This is a genomic window from Nonomuraea typhae (assembly GCF_009760925.1).
Taxonomy (GTDB): Bacteria; Actinomycetota; Actinomycetes; order Streptosporangiales; family Streptosporangiaceae; genus Nonomuraea; species Nonomuraea typhae.
The window spans coordinates 683339-706563 of sequence record NZ_VRLV01000002.1 but is presented as its reverse complement, the minus strand read 5'-3'; the positions used below and the strand labels follow the sequence as shown (position 1 = coordinate 706563).

Annotated in this window: 21 protein-coding genes and 1 pseudogene; 15 read left to right on the top strand and 7 right to left on the bottom strand. The window is 71.1% G+C overall.

The window, feature by feature from the left end; all coding sequences use genetic code 11:
• Positions 1-7: 7 nt before the first annotated feature.
• Complete coding sequence (locus FVE25_RS09775; protein ID WP_157246091.1) at positions 8-2146, bottom strand: DUF6351 family protein; 2139 nt, start codon at positions 2144-2146, stop codon at positions 8-10.
• A gap of 86 nt (positions 2147-2232) precedes the next feature.
• On the opposite strand from FVE25_RS09775, the gene FVE25_RS09770 reads away from it, so the two are divergent.
• From FVE25_RS09770 to FVE25_RS09745, 6 genes are all read left to right on the top strand, one after another.
• Entirely contained in the window at positions 2233-3369 is a 1137-nt protein-coding gene (locus tag FVE25_RS09770) for an AI-2E family transporter (RefSeq protein WP_157246090.1), read from the top strand.
• An 11-nt stretch (positions 3370-3380) separates the two neighbouring features.
• Complete coding sequence (locus FVE25_RS09765) at positions 3381-3935, top strand: PaaI family thioesterase (protein WP_157246089.1); 555 nt, start codon at positions 3381-3383, stop codon at positions 3933-3935.
• Positions 3935-4372 carry a dUTP diphosphatase gene (dut, locus tag FVE25_RS09760; RefSeq protein WP_157246088.1) on the top strand — a complete coding sequence of 146 codons (438 nt, stop codon included), beginning with the start codon at positions 3935-3937 and terminating at the stop codon, positions 4370-4372. The genes FVE25_RS09765 and dut overlap by 1 nt, the downstream gene beginning before the upstream one ends.
• Positions 4373-4385: 13 nt before the next feature.
• Positions 4386-5021, top strand: coding sequence for a DUF3710 domain-containing protein (locus FVE25_RS09755; RefSeq protein WP_157246087.1), 636 nt, complete (start codon positions 4386-4388; stop codon positions 5019-5021).
• A gap of 211 nt (positions 5022-5232) precedes the next feature.
• Positions 5233-5439, top strand: coding sequence for an OB-fold nucleic acid binding domain-containing protein (locus FVE25_RS56975; protein WP_246266851.1), 207 nt, complete (start codon positions 5233-5235; stop codon positions 5437-5439).
• A 4-nt stretch (positions 5440-5443) separates the two neighbouring features.
• Positions 5444-6106 carry a DUF3159 domain-containing protein gene (locus FVE25_RS09745; protein ID WP_246266850.1) on the top strand — a complete coding sequence of 221 codons (663 nt, stop codon included), beginning with the start codon at positions 5444-5446 and terminating at the stop codon, positions 6104-6106.
• Here the strand turns inward: FVE25_RS09745 and FVE25_RS09740 are convergent.
• The gene (locus FVE25_RS09740; protein WP_157246085.1) at positions 6103-7353 is read right to left on the bottom strand and encodes a class I SAM-dependent RNA methyltransferase; all 1251 of its coding nucleotides are present in this window, start codon (positions 7351-7353) and stop codon (positions 6103-6105) included. The genes FVE25_RS09745 and FVE25_RS09740 overlap by 4 nt on opposite strands.
• Positions 7354-7420: 67 nt before the next feature.
• Here FVE25_RS09740 and FVE25_RS09735 point away from each other — a divergent pair, with 67 nt between their 5' ends.
• Complete coding sequence (locus tag FVE25_RS09735; protein ID WP_157246084.1) at positions 7421-9067, top strand: alpha/beta hydrolase; 1647 nt, start codon at positions 7421-7423, stop codon at positions 9065-9067.
• On the opposite strand, the gene FVE25_RS09730 is transcribed toward FVE25_RS09735, so the two are convergent.
• Positions 9045-11090 carry an APC family permease gene (locus FVE25_RS09730; protein WP_157246083.1) on the bottom strand — a complete coding sequence of 682 codons (2046 nt, stop codon included), beginning with the start codon at positions 11088-11090 and terminating at the stop codon, positions 9045-9047. The genes FVE25_RS09735 and FVE25_RS09730 overlap by 23 nt on opposite strands.
• Before the next feature lie 101 nt (positions 11091-11191).
• Here FVE25_RS09730 and FVE25_RS09725 point away from each other — a divergent pair, with 101 nt between their 5' ends.
• The gene (locus FVE25_RS09725) at positions 11192-11857 is read left to right on the top strand and encodes a potassium channel family protein (RefSeq protein ID WP_157246082.1); all 666 of its coding nucleotides are present in this window, start codon (positions 11192-11194) and stop codon (positions 11855-11857) included.
• Positions 11857-12516, top strand: a complete 660-nt coding sequence (locus FVE25_RS09720) for a potassium channel family protein (protein ID WP_157246081.1) — start codon at positions 11857-11859, stop codon at positions 12514-12516. The genes FVE25_RS09725 and FVE25_RS09720 overlap by 1 nt, the downstream gene beginning before the upstream one ends.
• Here FVE25_RS09720 and FVE25_RS09715 read toward each other — a convergent pair.
• From FVE25_RS09715 to FVE25_RS09700, 4 genes are read right to left on the bottom strand one after another with little or no spacing between them, the layout of a single operon-like run.
• The gene (locus tag FVE25_RS09715) at positions 12513-13112 is read right to left on the bottom strand and encodes a response regulator transcription factor (RefSeq protein WP_157246080.1); all 600 of its coding nucleotides are present in this window, start codon (positions 13110-13112) and stop codon (positions 12513-12515) included. The two genes, FVE25_RS09720 and FVE25_RS09715, sit on opposite strands and share 4 nt — an antisense overlap.
• On the bottom strand, positions 13109-14197 hold the full coding sequence (locus FVE25_RS09710; protein ID WP_157246079.1) for a sensor histidine kinase: 1089 nt from the start codon (positions 14195-14197) through the stop codon (positions 13109-13111). Before FVE25_RS09710 ends, FVE25_RS09715 begins: the two co-directional genes overlap by 4 nt.
• Positions 14194-15309 carry a sensor histidine kinase gene (locus FVE25_RS09705; RefSeq protein ID WP_157246078.1) on the bottom strand — a complete coding sequence of 372 codons (1116 nt, stop codon included), beginning with the start codon at positions 15307-15309 and terminating at the stop codon, positions 14194-14196. The genes FVE25_RS09710 and FVE25_RS09705 overlap by 4 nt, the downstream gene beginning before the upstream one ends.
• Before the next feature lie 47 nt (positions 15310-15356).
• Entirely contained in the window at positions 15357-16379 is a 1023-nt protein-coding gene (locus tag FVE25_RS09700; protein ID WP_157246077.1) for a glycoside hydrolase family 18 protein, read from the bottom strand.
• A 90-nt stretch (positions 16380-16469) separates the two neighbouring features.
• Here FVE25_RS09700 and FVE25_RS09695 point away from each other — a divergent pair, with 90 nt between their 5' ends.
• From FVE25_RS09695 to FVE25_RS54350, 6 genes and pseudogenes are all read left to right on the top strand, one after another.
• The gene (locus FVE25_RS09695; protein WP_157246076.1) at positions 16470-17384 is read left to right on the top strand and encodes an LLM class F420-dependent oxidoreductase; all 915 of its coding nucleotides are present in this window, start codon (positions 16470-16472) and stop codon (positions 17382-17384) included.
• A gap of 64 nt (positions 17385-17448) precedes the next feature.
• Positions 17449-18072, top strand: coding sequence for a Uma2 family endonuclease (locus FVE25_RS09690; RefSeq protein ID WP_157246075.1), 624 nt, complete (start codon positions 17449-17451; stop codon positions 18070-18072).
• A 42-nt stretch (positions 18073-18114) separates the two neighbouring features.
• Positions 18115-19575, top strand: a complete 1461-nt coding sequence (locus FVE25_RS09685) for a 3' terminal RNA ribose 2'-O-methyltransferase Hen1 (protein WP_157246074.1) — start codon at positions 18115-18117, stop codon at positions 19573-19575.
• The gene (locus FVE25_RS09680) at positions 19568-22039 is read left to right on the top strand and encodes a polynucleotide kinase-phosphatase (RefSeq protein ID WP_157246073.1); all 2472 of its coding nucleotides are present in this window, start codon (positions 19568-19570) and stop codon (positions 22037-22039) included. Before FVE25_RS09685 ends, FVE25_RS09680 begins: the two co-directional genes overlap by 8 nt.
• A gap of 252 nt (positions 22040-22291) precedes the next feature.
• Positions 22292-22687, top strand: a pseudogene (locus tag FVE25_RS56970) (carboxylesterase family protein); the annotation flags it as partial.
• A gap of 130 nt (positions 22688-22817) precedes the next feature.
• On the top strand, positions 22818-23225 hold the full coding sequence (locus FVE25_RS54350) for a carboxylesterase family protein (protein WP_219825410.1): 408 nt from the start codon (positions 22818-22820) through the stop codon (positions 23223-23225).

Below are 23225 nucleotides of genomic sequence, written 5' to 3'. Positions count from 1 at the left end.
TGGAGGGCTAGTAGGCGCACACCCCCGTCGGGAACACCGCCTCCAGGCGGGCGCGCTCGGCGGGGGACGGCTGCCAGCCGCCGTACAAGCCGCGGGCGATCGCCTTCTCCACCGGCTGCAGGCGGCACGTGAACACGCCGCCCTCGATCGGGCCTCCGGCCACGATCCGGCTGGTGGAGTAGAGCGGGAACGCCTTGGTGCAGGCGCCCTGGGGACGCCGGTCCAGAATGCCGTCCCACACGCCCCGGCCCGCGGCGATCTGGGCGCCGCCGGTGGTGAAGCAGCGGTCCACGGCCAGCGGCGGCTTGTTGCCCGCCACACCGCGCCACGGGCGCTGCCGGATGTTGGCCATCCACTCGTCGACGACCTGCAGCGCCTCGGGGGTCTGGTCGAAGCGGGGCCCGTCCGGGCGCGCGTCGGTGAACCAGATGACCTGGTTGGCGGCGTCGCCGTCGTGGTCGAGCATGCGCTTGCGGACGGCGAAGGACTGGTGGCTGTTGTGCATGTCGAGCTGGTCTTCGAGGTAGTGCCGCCAGTCGATCACCGGGATGTCGATCGCGCCTCTGAAGACCAGGCCGCTGCGCTCGACGTTGCGGATCGCGATCGGGTCGCCGGTCCGGCGGCCCTGGCGGATGTTGCGGGCGCTCCACGGGTCCCAGTCGGCGGGGCAGGCGGCCGGGACGAACGGGCAGCCTTCCTGGACCATGTCCGCGGACTCCTTCCAGGTGCCCGCCTTCTCGTTGACGTCCAGGAACTCTTCCGGAGTGATCGTCCCGTTTTGCAGGGATTTAAGGCCATATTGCACGCCGACGTTGTCCCAGGGAGAGCGGGCATAGCCGTCGGGGCCGACGCCGTAGACGTTCTTCAGGTCCTCCCAGTGCGTCCAGTGCACGGTGTCCTTGACGCCCGGCGGGTCCATCCTCGCCCACTCCGGGTCGTTGTCGTCGGTCCACTTCGGGTTCATGGCCAGCGGGGTCAGGCCGCGCCAGCCGATCACGCACTCGCTCGCGCCGGGCTTGCGGGTGTAGGGGTTGGCGACCGTGTCGCTGGCGTTCATGCCGATCAGGGCGCTCCTGGAGTCCCAGCCGGCCCAGCGGGGATTGGCGTCCATGTACCGTTCGAGCAGCTCGCAGTCGCCCACGTGGATGGTCTGGGTGACCATGTCGGGATAGGAGTACTGCGGGATCGCCGCGTCGATGATCCGGTCGCCCTCGTTCTGCGTGTAGACGTACTGCTGGATCGCGCCGCCGGAACCACCCACGCCCACCGTGTAGAGCGGCCTGCCGTACAGCTCGATGAAGCGTTCCTTGACCATGAGCGCGGTCTCGGCGCCCAGGATCAGGTTGTAGTGGGTGGAGGTGCGCGTGCCCGAGGAGTGCAGGATCGCGTAGCCCCGGCCCAGGCCGTACGGGTCCAGGGCGCTGCCGCCGAGGTTGCCCTGGTTGTGGCCGATGCCGACGCCGCCGTCGAAGCGGTACATCGCCCGCTGGTTCCAGCCGCCCTCCACGACCGCGATCGAGTACAGGAAGCGGTTGATCACCCCGCGCTCGCGGCGGACCACGAAGTCGACCGTCCGGCCGTCCATGAGCGTGGTCGTGGCCATGTCGGCCGGGCGCTCGGCGGGCATCGGCTTCCACTGGCCGCCGGTCGAACGGTAGACGCGGTCGGTCACCGAGGGGGCGAAGCAGTCCTTGCTCCAGCCGCCCTCGACCCGATAGCCCTGGCCCGCCTGGTTGTCGGCGACCGGCGGGCCGAGGCCGGTGCGCTCGGTCTTGCAGACGAACGGATACTGCTGCGGGCCGGAGAAGATCGGGCCGGAGATCGGGTGGTTGCGCAGTCTCAGCGTGTCCCTGAGGTGGCGGGCGGTCGCCGTGACCAGGTTCTCGCCCGGTCGCAGGCCCGCGACCAGGCCGGTCGCCGTCTTTCCGCCGGGGTCGGGGGTGAAGGCCGTGGTCACGTCCTCGCCGTTACGCAGGACGCGTAATCGCGGGGCCAGCCGTACTCTCAGAAGGGCGTCACCGCCGCTCACCCGGTCGGCGCGGCTGGAGAGCACCTCCAAGGACAGGCCGGCTGCGGCCTGGGCGGGCGGCGCGACGAGGGCGGAGGAGGCGACGAGGAGCGCTGCGAGAACCGGGGCTGCCTTCATGCGTCGAACGTGACATGGCCCGATGCCGTTGCACAGGCCCGAATATGTGCGCGCATCTGCCCGCCTGACGTGCCAGTCTTGAACACGTGTTCTCCGACCGACTGACGAAACTCGTGCCGTCCACGCTCGCTCGATTGGCCGCGTGGAGCGCCTGCCTGATCCTCGTTGGCGCGGTCGTCTACGTCATCGCCCAGGTGATCGCCCGGCTGAGCTTCGTGGCGCTGCCGGTGGCGATCGCGGTGCTTCTGGCCGCGCTGCTCTATCCGCTGACCAGGGTCTTCCGCAACGCCGGCATGCGGCCCATCTACGCCACCTGGCTGACCATGCTCGTGGCGCTGGCCGTGCTGGGCGGCACCGGCTGGCTGGTGGGCGCCCGGGCCAGCGAGGAGTTCCCCGAGCTGACCAGGCAGATCACCGTCACCGTCAACAACCTGCGCGACTGGCTGCTCATCGGGCCGCTGCACCTCAGCGAGAACGACCTGACCAACTGGACCAAGCAGATCACCGACTGGATATCGCTGCAACAGGCCGCGCTGACCACCACCGCGCTGGCCGCCGGGCAGGTCGTGGTGGAGTTCCTGGCCTCGCTCGTGCTGCTGCTGTTCGTCACGTTCTTCCTGCTCAAGGATGGCGAGCGGATCTGGTCGTGGTTCCTCAAGGCGTTCGGCTCGTTGGCGCCGCGGGTCGACCGGGCGGGCAGCGCCGCCTGGATCACGATCTCCCACTACGTCCAGGGCACGGTCGCGGTCGCCGCGGTCCACGGCGTGATCATGGGCATCGTGCTGGCCGGGCTGGGCGTGCCGCTCTGGGCCGCGCTGGCGGTGCTCATCTTCCTGGCCAGCTTCATCCCGATCGTCGGCATCTTCTTCGCCGGGACCGTCGCCACGCTGGTCACGCTCGGCTCCGTCGCGCCGTGGAAGGCGCTGGTCTTCGTCATCGTGCTCATCGTCGAGCAGCAGCTCGAGAACCACGTGCTGCAGCCGCTGATCGTGGGCAGGGCGCTCAACTTCCACCCGCTGGCGATCATCCTGGTGCTGGCCGTCGGCGGCATCATGGGCGGCATCGCGGGCGCCGCCGTGGCGGTCCCGGTGGCCGCCGTCATCTACCGGGCACTTCCGGCACTGCTCCACGACCCGCCCATCGAACTGCCGCCCGCCGCTCCGGCGGACGCGGAAGAGGCGGATGACCAGGCCAAGGACGTGCCGGCTCCGCCTAAGGAGTAACCTCGTCACCCGTGACACGCTCCACCCTGACCACGCCCCCCGAAGGCGCGGACCAGCCCAAGGCACACCTCAACGCGCCGCCGCCCGGCTCGGTGCTCGGCTCCCACTACAGCCAGTGCTTCGGCTGCGGCGCCGACCACCCGACCGGCCTGCACCTGACCGCCAGCACCCCCGGCGGCGCCACGGTCGAGGCCGAGTTCACGGTCGGCACGGCCCATCAGGGAGCCCCCGGCCTGGCGCACGGCGGCGTCCTGGCCGCCGCGATGGACGAGATCATCGGAATGTCCATCTGGCTGTTCCGCAAGCCCTATGTCACGGCCCGGCTGGAGACCGACTACCTTCGCCCGGTTCCCGTGGGCACGACACTCCACCTGCGGGCCTGGTGCACCGGTATCTCCGGCAGGAAGGCGTACCTTGAGGCTGAGGGGCGCGTCGGCGCCCCCGACGGCCCGGTCGCCGTCCGCGCGGCGGCGCTGTTCCTCGAGGTGAGCATGGAGCACTTCGCCGAGCACGGTGACGCCGCGGCCATCGCCGCCGAGCACCATGACTACGAGGTGAACCCCTGATGAGGCCAGAGGTCCTGATCCAGCGGCTCGATCCCGGGCTGCCGCTGCCGTCCTACGCCCACCCGGGCGACGCCGGCGCCGACCTCTACGCCGTCGAGGACGCCGAGCTGCTGCCCGGCGAGCGTGCCGTGGTCGGCACCGGCGTGGCGATCGCGCTGCCCGACGGCTACGCCGCCTTCGTGCACCCGCGCTCGGGCCTGGCCGCCAAGCACGGCGTGACCCTCGTCAACGCCCCCGGCACCGTCGATGCCGGATACCGTGGCGAGATCAAGGTGACGCTGATCAACACCGACACCAAGGACGCCTTCCGCCTGCGCCGCGGCGACCGGATCGCCCAGCTGGTCATCCAGCGCGTGGAGCGGGCCGGCTTCGCCGAGGTCGAGAGCCTGCCCGGTTCTGCGCGCGGCAACGGCGGCTTCGGTTCCACAGGACGCTGAAGGAGTGAGGAACGTGTTCCGACGCAAGCGCCGCGAGCAGGCGGAGCAGGTCGTCGAGGCGGCGGCCGAGCCGTCGCGCGAGTCGGGTCCCTGGGACGCCGACGAGGGCCACCCCGAGACCGACCGCATCGACCTGGGCGGCCTGAGGGTTCCGCATCACCCGGCCTTCGACATCCGCCTGGCCGCGCTGGGCGACCAGCACGTCAGCGTGATCGCCCTGTACGAGGAGAGCACGCTGCAGGTGCAGGCGGTGGCCGCGCCCAAGTCCGCCGGGCTGTGGGAGGAGGTCCGCACCAAGATCACCTCCACGTCGAGCGGCCTGTCCGAGCAGGACGGCCCGCTGGGCGTCGAACTGTCCGGCGAGGTCGAGTCCGAGGACGGGCGGCGACAGATCCGTTACCTCGGCGTCGACGGCCCCCGCTGGCTGCTGCTGGCCATCATCAGCGGCCGGGCCGCCGTCGACGAGAAGGTCGGCGCCGAGTTCGTCGAGTTCGTCAAGGACATCGTCGTCGTGCGCGGCACCGACCCGATGGCCAGGGAGGAGCCGATCCCGCTGCGCCGTCCCAACGAGGCGACGCCCCAGCAGGAGGCGGGTGCGCCCAGCCTCGATCCCTTCAAGCGAGGGCCGGAAATCAGTGAGATTCGCTGAGGTCCTCCATCACATAAGCTGAGTCATCATGACGAGTACGGCAGAGCCCCACAAACGCGGGGGATTGCGCGGCTTCTTCAATCGGCTTGCCTCCCCCCAGTCCGAGATCGAAGCTCAGGAGCTGCGGGAGGACGCCGACCAGGCCGGCGCCACACCCATCGTCAGGTGCGGCGGCCGACGCCGCTTCTGCGTAGCCGGTACGCTACGTACCGTGACGCTGCGTCCCCGGGGCGGTGCCCCGGCGCTGGAGGCCGAGCTCTACGACGGGTCCGACGTGATCGACCTCGTCTGGCTCGGCCGCCGCCGCATCGCGGGCATCGAACCCGGCCGCATCGTCAAGGCCGAGGGCTTGGTCAGCATGCAGGACGGGCGCAAGGTGATGTTCAATCCACGATACGAACTGCGTCCAGGGAGCTGATCACGTGAGTGCCGAGGCCGAAGAGCACGCCCACGAGACCGTCGAGTCGGCGGTGCGCGCGCAGCTCAGCAAAGCGCTGGGCGGCGTGCGCGGCATGATCGAGGCCGCGGTGCCGACGATCGCGTTCACGATCACGTGGATCGCCAGGGAGGACCTGAGGCTCTCGCTCATCGTCAGCATCTCGCTGGCCGTGCTGCTCCTGCTGGTCCGCCTGGTTCAGCGCTCGACGCCCCAGTTCGTCATCAACAGCCTCATCGGCATCGCGATCGGCGCCTTCTTCGCCAGCCGCTCCGGCGACGCCAGGGCCTACTTCCTGCCCGGCATCCTGTGGAATGCCGGGTACGCGGTGGCGATGTTCATCTCGATCGTGTCCCGGTGGCCGGTCGTGGGCTTCCTCATCGGCTCCGTCACCGGCGATCCCACGGCCTGGCACAAGGACGCGGGCATCGTGCGGCTGTGCACCCGGCTGACCTGGCTGCTCATGATCCCGTGCATCGTCCGGGTGGCCGTGCAACTGCCGGTCTACCTGTACGGCGGCGACGAGGCGGTGGCGGCGCTGGGCATCACCAAGATCCTGATGGGCTGGCCGCTGCAGGTCGCGGCGCTGGGGGCCATGGTGTGGGTCCTCGGGCGGGGCCGTACGCCGATCAAGCCCTCGGTGGCCTAACCCGCGATCAGCAGGGCCACGCACTCCACGTGGTGGGTCTGCGGGAAGCAGTCGAACGCCCGCAGGTCCGCCAGCCGGTAGCCGCGCTCGTCCAGCCAGGCCAGGTCCCGCGCGAGGGTGGCCGGGTCGCAGGAGACGTACACGATCCTGGCGGCCTCCAGGGCGGCGATCCGGTCCACGACGTCACGGCCGAGGCCGGAGCGCGGCGGATCCACGACGACCAGGTCGGCGCGTTCGATCTGGAAGCGGTCCAGGGCCTCCTCCACCCGCCCCCGCTCCACCCGGGCCTGGGGCAGGTCACGCAGGTTGGCACGGGCGTCGCGGACGGCGGCGGCCTCGGACTCCAGCCCGAACACGGCGCCTTCCTCACCCACCCGCTCGGCCAGCGCGGCGGCGAACAACCCGACCCCGCAGTACAGGTCGAGCGCCCACTCGCCCGGCTCCGGCTGGGCGTAGGTCAGAACCGCGTCCAGCAGGGTCTCGGCGGCGCCGGGGTGCACCTGCCAGAACCCGCTGCCCGACACCCGGAACTCCCGGTCGCCCGCCCGCTCGTGCAGAACCCCCGAGCCGTGCCGCGGGTCGGTGCGTCCCTTGCCCTGGTTGACGAGGATGTCGGCGGGCACGTCCAGGTCGGGCACGGCCACGGTACGGCGCGGCCGCGGCGCGATGACCACGGCCCGGTCGCCGAGCTCGGAGGCGATGACCTCCACCCCGGCGGCGCCCTTCCAGCCCCGGGCCTCGGCGCCGACGGCCTCCACCTCGGGATGGGCGATGAGGCAGGCGTCGACGACCTCGATGGCGTGCGAGCGGTGCCGCCGGAAGCCGAGCTCGCCGGCGGGTGTGGCGGCGAACTGCACCCGCGTCCGCCACCCCAGGCCGCCGGGCGCCCCGGGCACCTCCTCGACGAGCACCTTCCGCTCGATCCCGGCCAGGCGGCGCAGCTGCTCGGCGACCACCTGGGCCTTCAGCTCACGCTGCGCCTCCAGCGTGGCGTGCTGCCAGTCGCACCCGCCGCAGCGCCCCGGCCCGGCGAACGGGCAGGGCGGCACGACCCGGTCGGGCGAGGGCTCAAGGATCTCGACGGCGTCGGCGCGCAGGAACCGGGCGGTCTCCTCGGTCACCTGGGCGCGCACCCGCTCCCCGGGCAGCGCGTGGCGGACGAACACCACCCGTCCGTCGTGGCGTGCGACGCACCAGCCGCCGTGGGCGACCGGGCCTACCGTCAGTTCCAGCGTTGCCTGTTCCACAGGAGGACAGCCTAAGCCCTCACCCGGGCGACTCCGTCAAGTGCATGCTTCATTACGCTATGTGGTCATGCGGGAAGAGCGGGTGGTGCGACGGCGGCTCGGATTCGGCGGCACGCTGGTCGCCACGCTGTTCTTCTGCGCCTCGCTGACGCCGACGCTGCTGCCCCGGCCGTGGATCATGCAGGGCGTGGTGGGCGCGATCACCGGCATCCTGGGGTACGCCGTGGGCGCGAGCGCGGGCGCGGCCGGGCGGGCGCTGATCCGCTACCGGCTGCCGGAACGGCGCCGCGTCCTGGCCTGGCGGACGCTGATCGCGGGCTGCGCGCTGCTGACGGCCCTCACGCTGTGGTACAGCCTGGACTGGCAGGACGACCTGCGCGCGCTCATGGGCATGACCACGCGGATCAGCTGGTTCCCGCCGGTGATCCTGGCCGCGAGCGTGGTGCTGTTCGCGCTGTTCCTGCTCCTCGCCCGGTCGGTACGGCTGGGCGGCCGCAAGCTGATCACCTGGCTGGACCGCTACGTCCCGGCGCGCATCGCCCAGGCGACCGGCATCGTGATCGTGGCCGGCGTGGTCGGGGTGCTGGCCAACGACGTGTTGTTCCAGGGGTTCGTCAACGCCGTCAACGACGCCTCCGCGGTCGCCAACCGCAGCACCGACCCGGGTGTGCGGCGGCCGGGCTCGGCCATGGTCTCCGGCGGGGCGGGCTCGCTGGTGCCGTGGGAGTCGCTGGGGCGCGAGGGACGCAACTTCGCCGGGACCGTCACACCGGCCGCGCGGCTGCGCGCCTTCTCCGGGTCGGCCCCCGCCGAGCCGATCCGGGTCTACGTCGGGCTCCAGTCGGCGTCCACTCCGGCGGAGCAGGCGGCGCTGGCCGTACGCGAGCTGGAAAGGACGGGCGGGTTCGAGCGGCCGGTGCTCGCGGTGCTCGGCACGACCGGCACCGGCTGGGTGGACGGGCACATCTCCGGCACCTTGGAGTTCATGTACAACGGCGACTGCGCGATGGTCGCCCTCCAGTACTCCTACCTGCCGAGCTGGGTCTCCTTCCTGGTGGACCGCGGCAAGGCGGCGCGGGCGGGCCAGGCGCTGGTCGACGCGGTCCGGGCGCGCTGGGAGCGGCTGCCGGCCGGGCGGCGGCCCCTGCTGGTGGTCTCCGGGGAGAGCCTGGGCAGTTACGAGCTGGAGGGCGCCTTCCGCGATCTGCCGCAGCTGCTGAGCCGGGCCGGCGGGGCGTTGTTCGTGGGGCCGCCGCAGGCCAATCCGATCTGGGGCACGATCACCGAGGACCGCGAGCCGTACAGCCCGGTGTGGCGGCCGGTCTACCAGCAGGGCAGGACCGTGCGGTTCGGGCAGTACCCCGCGGATCTGGCGCGGCCGCCGGGGCCCTGGGCCCGGCCGCGCGTGGTCTACCTGCAGAACGCCTCCGACCCAGTGGTGTGGTGGACGCCCGAGCTGATCTACGCCAGGCCGCAGTGGCTGCGGGCGCCGCGGGGGCCGGACGTCAACCCGCAGATGAACTGGTTCCCGCTGGTGACGTTCTGGCAGGTGCTGGGCGACATGGTGGTGGCGCAGGACGTGCCGTCGGGGCACGGCCACGTCTACGGCGCGAACGTCGCGGAGGGCTGGGCGGCCATCGCCGCGCCGGAGGGCTGGAGTGCGGGCGACACCGCCCGCCTGCAGGCGCTGATCAGCGCTCCTTCTGCCCCGTGAAGTGCTGCTCGTCCTTGATGACCTGATGCCAGGGGCGGCGCACCGAACCCGGCGCGAACGGCTCCGGCCGTCCCAGCAGCCGGTCGGAGGAGTGCAGCTGCCACGGCACGCTCGTGACCATGACGCCCGGCTTGAACAGCAGCCGCGCCTTCAGCCGCAGCGCGCTCTGGTTGTGCAGCAGGTGCTCCCACCAGCGGCCCACGACGTACTCGGGGATGAACACGGTGATGACGTCGCGCGGCGAGCGGCGGCGCAGCGTCTTGACGTAGTCCAGGACCGGCTGGGTGATCTCCCGGTAGGGCGAGTCGAGCATCTTCAGCGGCACCGGGATGCCCAGCCGTTCCCACTCCTCCTGCAGGCGGCGGGCCTCGTCGCCCTCGACGCCGACGGTGACCGCCTCCAGCGTGGACGGCCGGGTGGCACGGGCGTAGGCCAGGGCGCGCATGGTCGGCTTGTGCACCTTGGAGACGAGCACGATCGCGTGGTTGCGGGCCGGGAGCATCGTCGGGTCGTAGTCCTCGCCGATCTCCAGCTCGGCGGCCACCTTGTCGTAGTGGCGGCGGATGCCCTTCATCATCAGGAACAGGATCGGCATCGCGATGCACACGATCCAGGCGCCGACCAGGAACTTCGTCAGCAGCACCACGATGAGCACGAGCCCGGTCATGATGCCGCCGAAGAAGTTGATCACCCGGGAGCGGTGCATCTGGTGGCGCGCGCGCGGGTCGGTCTCGGTCTTCAGCAGGCGCGTCCAATGGATGACCATGCCGGTCTGGCTGAGCGTGAAGGAGACGAAGACGCCCACGATGTAGAGGTTGAGCAGGCGGCTCACATCCGCCTGGAAGCCCCACAGCAGCAGGCAGGCGCCCAGCGCCAGGATGACGATGCCGTTGGAGAAGGCCAGCCGGTCGCCGCGGGTGTGCAGCTGGCGGGGCAGGTAGCGGTCCTGGGCCAGGATCGAGCCGAGCACCGGGAAGCCGTTGAAGGCGGTGTTGGCGGCCAGGAACAGGATCAGCGCGGTCACCGCCGCGATCAGCACGAACAGCACCGAGCCGCTGCCGAAGACGGCGTCGGCCACCTGGGCGATGATCGGCTGCTGGTAGTAGTCCTCGCCGGCGGCCTTGCCGTTGATGAGAATGTCCAGCGCCGGGTGCTCGGAGACCTTCACGCCCGAGACCAGCCCGAGCGCGATGATGCCGCCGAACATCGTGATGGCCACCAGGCCCATCATGAGCAGCGTGGTCGCCGCGTTCTTGCTCTTGGGCTTGCGGAAGGCGGGCACGCCGTTGCTGATCGCCTCGACACCGGTCAGCGCGGCACAGCCGGAGGAGAAGGCGCGCAGGATGAGGAAGGCGGCGGCGAAGGAGGTGAGGTTCGTCTGCTCGGCCACGATCCCGTAGTCGGCGGTTGGCGCCTTGAGCTCGTCGCCCAGAATCAGCAGCCGGATGAGGCCCCAGGCGATCATCCCCACGACGGCGATCATGAAGGCGTAGGTCGGGATGGCGAAGGCGACCCCCGACTCCCTGATGCCGCGCAGGTTCACGACGGTGAGCAGGACGACGATGCCGATGGCGACGGCCGGCTTGTGCTCGGCCACGAACGGAACCGTCGCGCCCACGTAGTCCACGCCGTTGGCGACCGAGACCGCCACGGTGAGCACGTAGTCCACCATGAGCGCGCTGGCCACGGTCAGCCCGGCGTTCTTGCCGAGGTTCGTGGTGGCCACCTCGTAGTCGCCGCCGCCGCTGGGATAGGCGTGGACGTTCTGCCGGTAGGAGGCGACCACCGTGAGCATCACGACGATGACGGCGATCGCGACCCAGGGGCTGTAGTGGTAGAAGGACACCCCGGCCAGGGACAGGATGACCAGAATCTCCTGCGGAGCGTACGCGACCGACGACAGCGCGTCACTGGCGAAGACGGGCAGCGCGATGCGTTTGGGAAGCAGCTGTTCATGCAGCTGACCGCTGCGTAGCGCCCTGCCCACGAGGACGCGTTTCAGGAGATCCGTAACCTTCGCCACGGAAACCGATGCTAGCCCGCAACCCGCCTCCTCCAGTTACGGCGCTCCCTTATCAGGCCATACTGATAGGCGAACCTGCCAAACCGCGGACGGCGGAGAGTATGCATATAGTGATCATGGGCTGTGGCCGCGTCGGGTCGACCATCGCCCACATCCTCGAGGACAACGGCCACTCGGTCGCGATCATCGACCGGGACCCGCAGGCGTTTCGCCGCCTGCGCGCCGGCTTCCGCGGCCGCCGTGTCACCGGCATCGGCTTCGACCGTGACGTGCTGATCGAGGCCGGCATCGAATCGGCCTCCGCGTACGTGGCCGTCTCCAGCGGAGACAACTCCAACATCATCTCCGCCCGCGTGGCCCGCGAGACCTTCGGCGTCGACAACGTCGTGGCCCGCATCTACGACTCCCGCCGCGCCGAGATCTACCAGCGGCTCGGCATCCCCACGGTGGCCACCGTGCGCTGGACCGCCGACCAGATCCTGCGCCGCATCCTGCCCGAGGGCGCCGAGCCCCTGTGGCGCGACCCGACCGGCACGGTCGTCCTCGCCGAGGTCACGGTCAACCCCGCCTGGATCGGCACCCGGGTCGTCGACGTCGAAGACCGGGCCGGCGCCAGGATGGCCTTCATCAACCGCATGGGCGAGGCGGTCGTCATCAAGAACGAGACCATGGTGCAAGAAGGCGACATCCTGCACGTCATCGCCGCCGAGAACGACATGGACCGGATCAACAAGGTGCTCGCCGCGGCGCCGGAACAGGACCACTGATGCGCGTCGCCATCGCCGGCGCCGGGGCCGTCGGCCGCTCCATCGCCGCCGAGCTCCTGGAGAACGGCCACGAGGTCCTGCTCATCGACATCGACCCCAAGGCCATCAAGATCGACACCGTGCCCCGGGCCGAATGGCTGCTCGCCGACGCCTGCGAGATCTCCTCGCTGGACGAGGCCGGGCTCAACAACTGCCACGTCGTCGTCGCCTCCTCCGGTGACGACAAGGTCAACCTCGTGGTCTCGCTGCTGGCCAAGACCGAGTACGGCGTGCCGCGCGTCGTGGCCCGCATCAACCACCCCTCCAACGAGTGGCTGTTCAACGAGTCCTGGGGCGTCGACGTGGCAGTCTCCACCCCCCGCCTGCTGTCGGCCCTGGTCGAGGAGGCCGTCAGCGTCGGCGACCTGGTCCGCCTGATGACCTTCCGCCAGGGGCAGGCCAACCTGGTCGAGCTCACCCTCGCCGACGACGCCCCGGTGGTCGGCCAGCGCGCTGGCTCCGTGCCCTGGCCCACGGACGCCGCCCTGGTCGCCATCCTGCGCGAGGGCCGCGTGCTGGTGCCCACCGCCGACGACCCGCTGGAGGCCGGGGACGAACTGCTGTTCGTGGCCAACCAGGAGGTCGAGCAGGAGCTGGCCCACCTGCTCTCGTCACACTAGAGCCAGCCCATGCGCTGGGCCGTACGGATGGCCTCCAGGCGGTTCTGGGCGTTGAGCTTGGTCATCGCGCTGGACAGGTAGTTGCGGACGGTGCCCTCCGTCAGATGGAGCTCGGTGGCGATCTTCGAGATGGGAGCGCCGTCACCGGCCAGGCGGAGGGCGTCGCGCTCGCGTTCGGTCAGCGGACTGTCGCCGGCGGCCATCGCGGCGGCGGCCAGCTCGGCGTCCAGGTAGCGGCCGCCGGCCATCACCTTGCGGATGGCCATCGCCAGTTCCTCGGCCGAGGCGTCCTTGCCGAGGAACCCGCTCACCCCCGCGGCCATCGCCCGGCGCAGGTACCCGGGGCGGCCGAGGCTGGTCAAGATGACGATCTTGCACTGGGAGCTGATCCGCTCGGCGGCGCTGAGGCCGTCCATGCCGGGCATCTCGATGTCGAGCACGGCCACGTCCGGCCGATGCTCGGCGACCGCGGCCACGACCTCGTCGCCCCGCCCGACCTGGGCGACGACCTCGATGCCGTCCTCGAGATCGAGCAGGGCGGCCAGCGCGCCGCGGATGAGGTGCTCGTCGTCGGCGAGCAGCACGCGCGTGCTCATACGGCGGCCCGCAGCAGGTAGACGCCGTCGGCGGCGCCGGCGCTCAGCGAGCCGCCCGCCGCGCTCAGCCGCTGCGCCAGGCCACGCAGGCCGCCGGGCTCCCCGGCGTCCGGCGAGATCCCGTCGTTGGACATCTCCAGCACCCCATTCCTGATCGTGATCGTGCACCGCTGGGCGGCGCTGTGCTTGAGGACGTTGGTGGCACCCTCGCGCACCACCGCGGCCAGCAGCGTGCGCGCCTCGGCGGGCAGGTCGCCGCCGTCGTCCTCGATCGTGCACTGCACGTCCGCGGCCTCCAGCACGGCGCGCACGCTGGCCAGCACCTCGCCGAGGTCGAGCGCGCGATAGTTCTGTACGGCGGTGCGGACCTCGCGCAACGCGCCCCTGGCCAGGTCGCGCACCTCGAACATCTCGGCCGAGGCCAGCTCCGCGTCGGCGGCCAGCGTGGTTTCGGCCCGGCCCGCCTTGGCGGCGATGTCGGTGAGGCTCTGGCCGAGCAGGTCGTTGAGGTCGCGGGCGAAGCGCAGCCGCTCCTCCGAGACCGCCAGCCGCGCCTTGGCCTCCTGCCCTTCGTGCGCCTCCAGGGCGATCCGCCAGATCCACATGTTGGCCACCGTGGCGCCGGTGACGAACCCCGTGAGCACCAGCAGGACGGCCACCGCGGGCCAGCCGCCCGCGAAGCCCAGGTAGACGGCGGCCACGCCGGTGATCCCGGCCGCCACCGGCCAGAAGACGCGCCTGCTGAGGAACGGCGACACCAGGCCCAGCCACACCGGCAGCAGCCAGATCATGGTGAGCGCGGCGAAGCCGAGCGCGAGCGCGCCGGTGACCGCCAGCAGCACGGTCGGCCGGGCCCCGCCCCTGGTGGCGATCCGGTAGGGCCGGGTGGACAGGCCGTAGAAGACGACGATCAGGACGCCGGCGGCGACGATGACGGCGACGGGCAGGCTGTTCGTCTCCCACTCGAGCGCGAGCTGGATGAAGCCGAGGAACGCCAGCGCGTTCATGATGTCGGAGGAGTAGACGACCATCCAGCGGATGCGGTCGAGCTTGCTGGCGCGGAAGACGCGGGCCAGGCCGATCACGCGGGCACCGCCGCGCGCAGCAGGAACTCGCCCGACTCGGTGGCCTGGGCGGAGAACGACCCGCCGGCGGTGGTCAGGCGCTCGGCCAGGCCGCGCAGGCCGCTGCCGGAGCCGCCGCGAGGGCCGGTGACGCCGTCGTTGCGCATTTCGAGGACGCCTCCGTCGATGGTGATCGCGCAGCGCGTGGCCGTACTGTGCTTGAGGATATTCGTGGCGCCCTCGCGCACCACCCAGGCGAGCAGCGCGCGGGCGGAGGGCGACAGATCGTCGGCGCTGACCGCGATCTCGCAGCGGGCGCCCGCGGCCTCGAGCGCGGCCCGCACGCCGAGCAGCTCCTGCTGCAGGTCGAGCGAGCGGTAGCCCTCGACGGCGGCTTGCACCTCGATGAGGGCGTCACCGGCCAGCTCGCGTATCTGGCTCATCTCACCGGCCGCCCGGCCGGCGTCCTTGGCGGCGAGCTTGGCCGCCAGCTCGCTCTTGAGGCTGATCACCGACAGGCTGTGGCCGAGCAGATCGTGCAGGTCGCGGGCGAAGCGCAGCCGCTCCTCGGCGACGGCCAGGCGCGTCTTGGCCTCCTGGCTCTCGTGCGCCTCCCTGATCGTGTGCCAGAGCCACACCCAGCACCACATGGCCAGTGGCGTCAGGATGAGGGTGAGCACCTCGTTGACGATGGCCCAGGGCAGCGACATGCCGGCGACCCGATGGCTGACCGTGATGGTGCACAGGCCCACGACGGTGCCGATGCCGACCGACACCCGCCAGGGGACGTTGACCGCCACCCCGGACAGCCAGATGCCGCCGACGATCTCCCACGTGCTGCTCCCGGTGCCCGGCGGGATGAAGGGGAGCGAGGCCGCCATGAAGACCCCGGAGACCACCAGCAGCACCGTCGGCCTGGGCTTGTCGTCGTAGGCGGCGCGCAGGATCAGCGGGAAGACGGAGAGCTGCCCCAGCAGCAGCACGGCGACGATGACGGCGGAGGTGCCCGCGAGCCGGCCTGTGTCCCACAGGCCCAGCAGCATGAACAGGTAGATGAGCCCGAGGACGACGACCATCGCGTCCATCCAGTAGAGGAGCACCTTCCTGGCGACCTCCGCCCCGGACGCCTTCACACACTCCTCCTATGACAAAAACCCCCTTGACCGCAAAATCCTATAGTTCACGCACGAGTGCGCCAGAGGATTTGGGAGACCGCCGGCCGCGGAGCGGCGCCGCGAAGCGAGAGCCAGGCGAGTTCGTAGCGGGTCGCGAAGGTCGTCAGCTTGCGGGCGTCGATCTCGCCGAGGTCGTCAGGGCTGATGAGCACCGTGGTGAGCGCCATCCGCCGCCACGTCTGCCCGGCGTCGGTCAGTCCGTGCGCGTGGGCGATCTGGGCGTGCGCGGCGCGTACGGCCGCCGCCACCCGTCGCAGCCGCCCCTCGGGCGCGGCACGGGGCTCGAGCGCGGCCAGCAGGTTGACCACCGAGACCCGCGCCCCGGCGTCGTGGGTCAGCTTGAGCAGGGCGGCGTCCCCGGCCGACAGCCCTTTCGGCCCCAGCGGGAAGGTGTAGGTGACGTGGAGCGGGCGCTCCCGCTGGAGGGTACGCAACGCACCGGCCCGGCGCGATCCCGCGGCGGTGTCGGCGTTGTCGCGGATCTCGAAGTCGGCGAACCTGGCGCCGAAGGCGGCGATCATCCTGCGATAGGCGGCGGTCAGCGCGTCCTGGTCGGTGCACGCGCCCGCCAGCTCCCTGCCCGCCGGGCCGCCGAAGGACAGGCCCGCGTCCGCGCCGCCCGCCCGCAGGCGGCCGATGCGGTTGGCCACCGGGTTCGCGCCGGGCTCGAGCTTGCCGCCCCACCTCGGCGCGCAGTCGTCACCGGCCACCACGTGCCCCAGGGCGTACCAGCGCAGGCCGGTGCGGCGGCTGTGATCGGCCAGGTTGAAGCCGGGCTCGCGGGCGGTGTCGACGAAGGCGAGGAAGGCCGAGGGGCCGTCGGCCGGCAGGAGCGGCTCCTGCGCCGGCGGCTGGGCCATGGGGCTCAGCGTCGGGGACGCCGCCTTGACGGGCGCCTCCGGCGTGGCCCGCGCGGGCAGGAGCCAGACCGCGACCGCGGTGCCGCCGGCGAGGGCGAGCGCGGCGAGGACGACCATGGATCGCGGGGGAGTGCCCGGCTCCCGCTTGCGCCGTCTCTTGTTCGGCATGGGCAACCCTTCGTGGCGGGATGGCTACCGAAAGTGAAATTTAGCAAGGGTGTGCGGAGCCGCGCGGCCAATCTCCAGATAATGGGCCATATGAAGTTGAGGATCTTCACCGAGCCGCAGGAAGGCGCGACCTACGACGACCTGCTCGCCGTCGCGCAGGCAGCCGAGCGGCTGGGTTTCGACGCGTTCTTCCGCTCCGACCACTACCAGCGCATCGGACCGGGCGAGCCGGGCCCGGGCTCCACCGACGCCTGGATCACCCTCGCCGGCCTGGCCAGGGACACCTCCCGCCTGCGCCTGGGGACGCTGGTCACCCCCGCGACCTTCCGCCTGCCCGGCCCGCTGGCGATCAGCGTCGCCCAGGTGGACCGGATGAGCGGCGGCCGGATCGAACTCGGCTTCGGAACCGGCTGGTACGAGACCGAGCACGCCTCCTACGGCATCCCCTTCCCGCCGATCGGCGAGCGCTTCGACCGCTTCGAGGAGCAGCTCCAGATCATCACCGGCCTCTGGAGCGCCGACGCCCCGTTCTCCTACGACGGCACCCACTACCAGCTGAAGGACTCACCCGCCCTCCCCAAACCGCTCCAGCGCCCCCGCCCGCCGATCATCATCGGCGGCTTCGGCGCCAAGCGCACCCCGCGCCTGGCCGCCCGCTACGCCGACGAGTTCAACGTCCCCTTCCGCACCGTGGACGAGACCGGGACGTTCTTCGACACGGTACGGCAGGCCGCCGCCGAGGCCGGCCGTACGGTCCTGATGTCGGCCGCCCAGACGACCTGTGTGGCCACCGGCCAGGCCGAACTGGACCGCCGCGCCGCCGCCATCGGCTCCGACCTGTCGTCCCTGCGCGGCAACGGCCTGGCCGGGACGCCGTCGGAGGTGCTGGGCAAGCTGGAGCAGTTCGCGGCGCTGGGGGCCGAGCATGTGTATCTGCAGCTGATGGACCTGTCCGACCTGGACCACCTGGAGCTGATCGCGGCGGAGATCCTGCCCCACGTATAAGGTTTCCCACCCCGCCGGCCGTTCGGCTACGGCACGGTCACGGAGCGTGGATTACCTTCGCTTTGTGGCCGTGACGGATTCCCCCTACGCCATGTGGCTCAGAGGCGACCTGGCCGAGTACCTCAAGGTTCGCGACGGCACGCGAGTCGAGATCATTGGAGGTCGGGTCGTCGTGTCGCCCATGCCATCCCTGGGGCACAACTGGATCATTCACGGCATTCGCCGTGCCTTCGTCACCGCTGAGCTCCAGGACGACACGTTCCCTTGGCAAACCGTCGAGGTCGCCGACCTGAATCTGTCCACAGCGGATGGCTATGTGCCCGATGTCCTCGTCATGGATGCCGATGTCTATGACGACGCGGCGCAGAAGGACCTCCAGTGGTTAGCCGGGTACCAGGTCAACCTGGTGGTGGAGGTGACGTCCAGCGACACCGCCGGCCATGATCGTGAGCCTGCTTCCCCGGGAGGCGGCGCCACGAAGTGGGCCGGCTACTCGCGGGCCGGGATCCCCTTCTTCCTCCTGGTCGACCGTGACCCGGCCGTCTCGATGACCGCTCTGTTCGCCGGCCCCGATCGCGAACGCGGCGTCTACGCGTCCGTGCGTTCCTGGTCCTTCGGCGAGACCGTGGACCTGCCCGACCCCTTCAAGGTGACCATTCCGACGGACGACTGGCGGCCCTGGGCCTGAATTGGTTCGCGATCTTGATACGGGATAAGCCAGACTTTCCGCGTGCTACTCACGATCACGACCACCGCCACGCCGGCCACTGACCTGGGCTTCCTGCTGCACAAGCATCCCGACCGGGTGCAGGAGTTCCGGCAATCCTTCGGGACGGCGACGGTGTTCTATCCAGAGGCGAGCGAGGACCGGTGCACGGTCGCGCTGCTTCTGGAAGTGGATCCGGTGGCGCTGGTCAGGTCCAGTGGGAAGAACTCGCCCGACTTCAGCCTGTCGCAGTACGTCAACGACCGGCCGTACGCGGCCTCGTCGCTGATGGCGGTGACGCTGGCCGACGTGTTCAGGACGGCCCGCGCCGGGCGGTGCAACGCGAAGCCCGAGCTGCCCGGGACGCCGCTGCCGCTGGTGATCACGCTGGTGTGCCGGGGCGGGGCGGATCTGGCCCGCGGGGTGTTCGAGCCGCTCGGGTGGGACGTCGAGGCGGAAGCCGTACCTCTGGATGAGAGCTTCCCGGAATGGGGTGAGTCGCGATATGTGCGGCTTACGCTGCGGGGGACCTTGCGGCTGTCCGAGGCGTTGAATCAGCTTTACGTGCTGCTGCCGGTGCTGGATGACGCCAAGCACTACTGGGTCGCGCCGGACGAAGTGGACAAGTTGCTTCGGGCCGGTGAGGGGTGGCTGCGGGAGCACCCCATGCGCGGGGTGATCGCGCGGCGTTATCTCGGGCGGCGCTGGGCGCTGGCGCGATCGGCGCTGGCCCGGCTGGCCGAGCTCGGGGACGAGACCGAGGAGCAGCTCGAGCCCGCGGTCGCCGAGGAGGCGGCGCCGGACGAGACCGCGGCCGACGAGGCGGTGGCGGCCGAGACCGAGGAGGCGCTGGCCGCCGAGGAGGCTTCCGCGGCTCCGGTCAAGGCTCGGCCGCTCAACGTGCTGCGGCGCGAGGCGGTGCTGGCGACGCTGGAGGAGCTCGGCGCGTCCAGCGTGATCGACCTGGGGTGCGGTCAGGGCGAGCTGGTCGGCGCGCTGCTGGCCAAGCCGCGGTACACCCAGGTGACCGGGGTTGACGTCTCGCCGCTGGCGTTGACGATCGCCGCCCGGAAGTTGCGGCTGGAGCGCATGCCGGACAGCAAGCGTGCCCGGCTCACGTTGTTCCAGGGGGCGCTGACCTACACCGACAAGCGCTTCGCCGGGTACGACGCCGCGGTGCTCATGGAGGTGATCGAGCACGTGGACCCGCCACGCCTGCCCGCGCTGGAGCGCGTGGTCTTCGGTACGGCCAGGCCGCAGCACGTGCTCGTGACCACGCCGAACGTCGAGTACAACGTGCGCTACGAGTTCCTGACCGGGATGCGGCACCGTGATCACCGCTTCGAGTGGACGCGGGCGGAGTTCGCCGCGTGGTGCGCCAGGGTGTGCGAGCAGTACGGCTACAGCGTCGCGGTCAAGGCGGTCGGCGAAGAGGATCCAGAAGTGGGTCCTTCGACTCAGATGGGGGTTTTCACGCGTGATTAGCGTTCCCGAACTGTCCCTCGTGGTGCTGGTGGGGGTCTCGGGCAGCGGGAAGTCGACGTTCGCCGCCAAGCACTTCAAGCGCACGCAGGTGATCTCCTCCGACTTCTGCCGCGGCCTGGTCTCCGACGACGAGAACGACCAGAGCGCCACCCCTGCCGCGTTCGACCTGCTCCACCACATCGTGGGCGTACGGCTGAGCCGCGGCCTGTTCACCGTGGTCGACGCCACCAACGTGCAGTATCAGGCCCGCAAGAGCCTCATCGAGCTGGCCAGGCAGCACGACGTGCTGGCCGACGCGATCGTCCTCGACGTACCCGAGGAGACGGCGATCGCGCGCAACGAGACCAGGCCCGACCGCGACTTCGGGGCCGGTGTCGTCATCCGGCAGCGCAAGGACCTGCGCCGTTCCCTCGGCAAGATCAACCGGGACGGCTTCAGGAAGGTGCACGTGCTGCGCGGCCTCGACGAGATCGACGCCGCGACGATCACCTACGAGAAGGCGTGGAGCGACCTGCGCCACCTGCACGGCCCGTTCGACATCATCGGCGACGTGCACGGCTGCCGCGCCGAGCTGGAGACGCTGCTGGGCGAGCTCGGCTGGCAGGGCGTCCACCACCCGGAGGGCCGCACCGCCGTCTTCGTCGGCGACCTCGTCGACCGCGGCCCCGACACGCCCGGCGTGCTGCGCATCGTCATGGACATGGTCGAGGCCGGCACCGCCATCTGCGTGGCCGGCAACCACGAGCAGAAGCTCGTGCGCGCGCTCAACGGCCGAAAGGTGCGGGTCGCGCACGGCCTGCAGGAGTCGCTCGACCAGCTCGCGGCCGGCGACCCGGCCTTCGCCGAGCGGGCCCGCGTGTTCATGGACGGCCTGCTCAGCCACTACGTGCTCGACGACGGCAAGCTCGTGGTCGCGCACGCCGGCCTCAAGGAGGCATACCACGGGCGCGCCTCCGGCCGGGTGCGCGCCTTCGCGCTCTACGGCGACACCACCGGGGAGACCGACGAGTACGGCCTGCCGGTGCGTTACCCGTGGGCGGAGGAGTACCGCGGCCGGGCCATGGTCGTCTACGGGCACACCCCGACCATCCGGCCGGAGTGGGTCAACAACACCATCTGCCTCGACACCGGAGTGGTGTTCGGCGGAAAGTTGACGGCGTTGCGCTACCCGTCGCGCGAGATCGTCTCCGTGCCGGCCGAGAAGGTCTGGTACGAGTCGGTCAAGCCGCTCGGCGGCCACACCCGCGAGCCCGGCCAGCTGGACATCAACGACGTCCAGGGCACCCGCTACGTCGAGACCCGCTTCGGCCCGCGGGTGAAGGTGTTCGACACCAACGCCGCTGCCGCGCTGGAGGTCATGAGCCGCTTCGCCGCCGACCCGCGCTGGCTGGTCTACCTGCCGCCGACCATGGCGCCGCCGGAGACCTCCCAGCTCGACGGGTACCTGGAGCACCCGGCCCAGGCGTTCGAGGAGTTCGCCGCCGCCGGGGTCACCGAGGTGGTGTGCGAGGAGAAGCACATGGGTTCGCGGGCGGTAGCCGTACTCGCGAAGACCCCCGAGGCGGCCGCGGCGCGCTTCGGCGTGACGGACGGCAGCGCGGGCGAGATCTACACGCGCACCGGCCGCCGCTTCTTCGACGACACCGCGCCGCTGGTGGAGCGGCTGCGCGCGGCCGTCGCCCCGCTGTGGGACGAGCTCGGCGCCGACTGGCTCATGCTCGACTGCGAGCTGCTGCCCTGGTCGGCCAAGGCGGGCGAGCTGATCAAGACGCAGTACGCGGCCGTCGGCGCCGCGGCGGGCAGCGCGCTTCCGCTGGCCACGGCGGCCCTGGAGACGGCGGCCGGGCGCGGCCTGGATGTGGGCGGACTGCTGGCGCGCACCCGACGCCGCCAGGACAACGCTGCCCGATTCCGCGCGGCGTATGCGCGCTACTGCTGGCCCGTCGACGGCCTCGACGGCGTACGGCTGGCGCCGTTCCAGATCCTGGCCTGCGGGAACGCGCAGACCGGGCGCAACACCGCGCTCGAGCCGCACGCCTGGCACCTGTCCCTGCTGGGCGGGCTGGAGTCGGAGCTGATCACGCCCACGCGGCACGTCTTCGTCCCGCTGGACTCGGCGGCCGCGCGCGAGGAGGCCACGGCCTGGTGGGAGGCGATGACGGCGCAGGGCGGCGAGGGCATGGTGGTCAAGCCCGCCGCGCACGTGCCGGGCCGGGTCCAGCCCGGGGTCAAGGTGCGCGGGCAGGAGTACCTGCGCATCATCTACGGGCCCGACTACACCGAGTCGCTGGAGGTGCTGCGCCGCCGCTTCCTCGGCAAGAAGCGCTCGCTGGCGCTGCGGGAGCACTCGCTGGGGCTGGAGGCGCTGGCCCGGCTGGCCGAGGGCGAGGCGATGTGGCGGGTGCACGAGCCCGTCTTCGCCGTGCTGGCCATGGAGACCGAGCCGGTCGACCCCCGGCTCTGAGATATGCAACCTCCGGTCACCAGTCCGCAACTTTCGCGGGTGCCGGTGACCGGTGCGCGTTGCGTAGTTTGGCGATCCCGTGAATCGAAAAGGAGTAGGTCATGGGATCGTCGCTGCTCGCGATGCTGCTCGTGCTGGGCTCGATGACCGTGCCCGGGGCCCCCGTGGTCGAGCTGCGGTGGAGGGACCCCGTCCGGGTGGAGCCCTGGCCGGGGGGCCGACGCCACCGAGCCCGGCGAGAGCTGCACGCAACTGGCGGCCGGCAAGCAGATCGGCGCGGAAGACTGCCTGTTCGTCAACGTCACCGTCCCGGCCAGGCACACCGGCAGGGCGCTGCCGGTCATGGTCTGGCTGCACGGCGGCGGCTACACCACCGGCTGGGGCAGCGCCTACGACCCGCGCCGCCTGGTCGCCAAGGGCGAGGTCATCGTGGTCACGGTCAACTACCGGCTCGGCGCCTTCGGCTACCTCGGGCTGCCCGGCCTGGCCGGATCGGGCACCTTCGGCCTGGCCGACCAGCTCGAAGCCCTGCGCTGGACCAAGCGCAACGCCGCGGCCTTCGGCGGCGACCCGGGCAACGTCACCGTGTTCGGGGAGTCGGCCGGGGGCATGAGCACCTGCGCCCTGCTGACCTCGCCCGCCGCGCGGGGCCTGATCCACAAGGCGATCATCCAATCCGGCTCGTGCATGCTCGAATGGGTCAGCGGAGCACGCCGAGACGGTCCTGCGGGCGTACCCGCTGCCGGACTACCGCTCCCCGGCCCTCGCCTGGGCGACCGTGGCCGACGACCGCGCCTGGGCCTGCCCGACCGTGTGGGCCGATCGCGCGATGGCCCGCCGTACCCCGGTCTACGCCTTCGAGCTCGCCGACGAGAAGGCGCCCAACCTGGCCCGCATCCCCGCCGGCTTCCCGCCGGGGGCACAACACGCCAGCGACCTGCCGTACCTCTTCGACCTGCACGGCCGGCCATGGGACGACTTCACCCCCGCGCAGTGGCGCCTGGCCGACCGGATGATCGGCTTCTGGACCTCCTTCGCCCGCACCGGCGAGCCCGCCGGATGGCCCGCCTTCGACCCGCGCTCCGGCACGGCCATCAGCCTCAAACCGGCCGACCAGGGCGGCATCAAGCCAGTCGACCTGGGCAGCGAACACCGCTGCGGGTTCTGGAGCAAGGTGTCCGGGTGA

Coding starts and splice junctions, on each gene's coding strand:
- FVE25_RS09775 (WP_157246091.1), bottom strand. CDS start 2,146: ATGAAGGCAGCCCCGGTTCTCGCAGCGCTCCTCGTCGCCTCCTCCGCC.
- dut (WP_157246088.1), top strand. CDS start 3,935: ATGAGGCCAGAGGTCCTGATCCAGCGGCTCGATCCCGGGCTGCCGCTG.
- FVE25_RS09735 (WP_157246084.1), top strand. CDS start 7,421: ATGCGGGAAGAGCGGGTGGTGCGACGGCGGCTCGGATTCGGCGGCACG.
- FVE25_RS09725 (WP_157246082.1), top strand. CDS start 11,192: ATGCATATAGTGATCATGGGCTGTGGCCGCGTCGGGTCGACCATCGCC.
- FVE25_RS09720 (WP_157246081.1), top strand. CDS start 11,857: ATGCGCGTCGCCATCGCCGGCGCCGGGGCCGTCGGCCGCTCCATCGCC.
- FVE25_RS09715 (WP_157246080.1), bottom strand. CDS start 13,112: ATGAGCACGCGCGTGCTGCTCGCCGACGACGAGCACCTCATCCGCGGC.
- FVE25_RS09700 (WP_157246077.1), bottom strand. CDS start 16,379: ATGCCGAACAAGAGACGGCGCAAGCGGGAGCCGGGCACTCCCCCGCGA.
- FVE25_RS09695 (WP_157246076.1), top strand. CDS start 16,470: ATGAAGTTGAGGATCTTCACCGAGCCGCAGGAAGGCGCGACCTACGAC.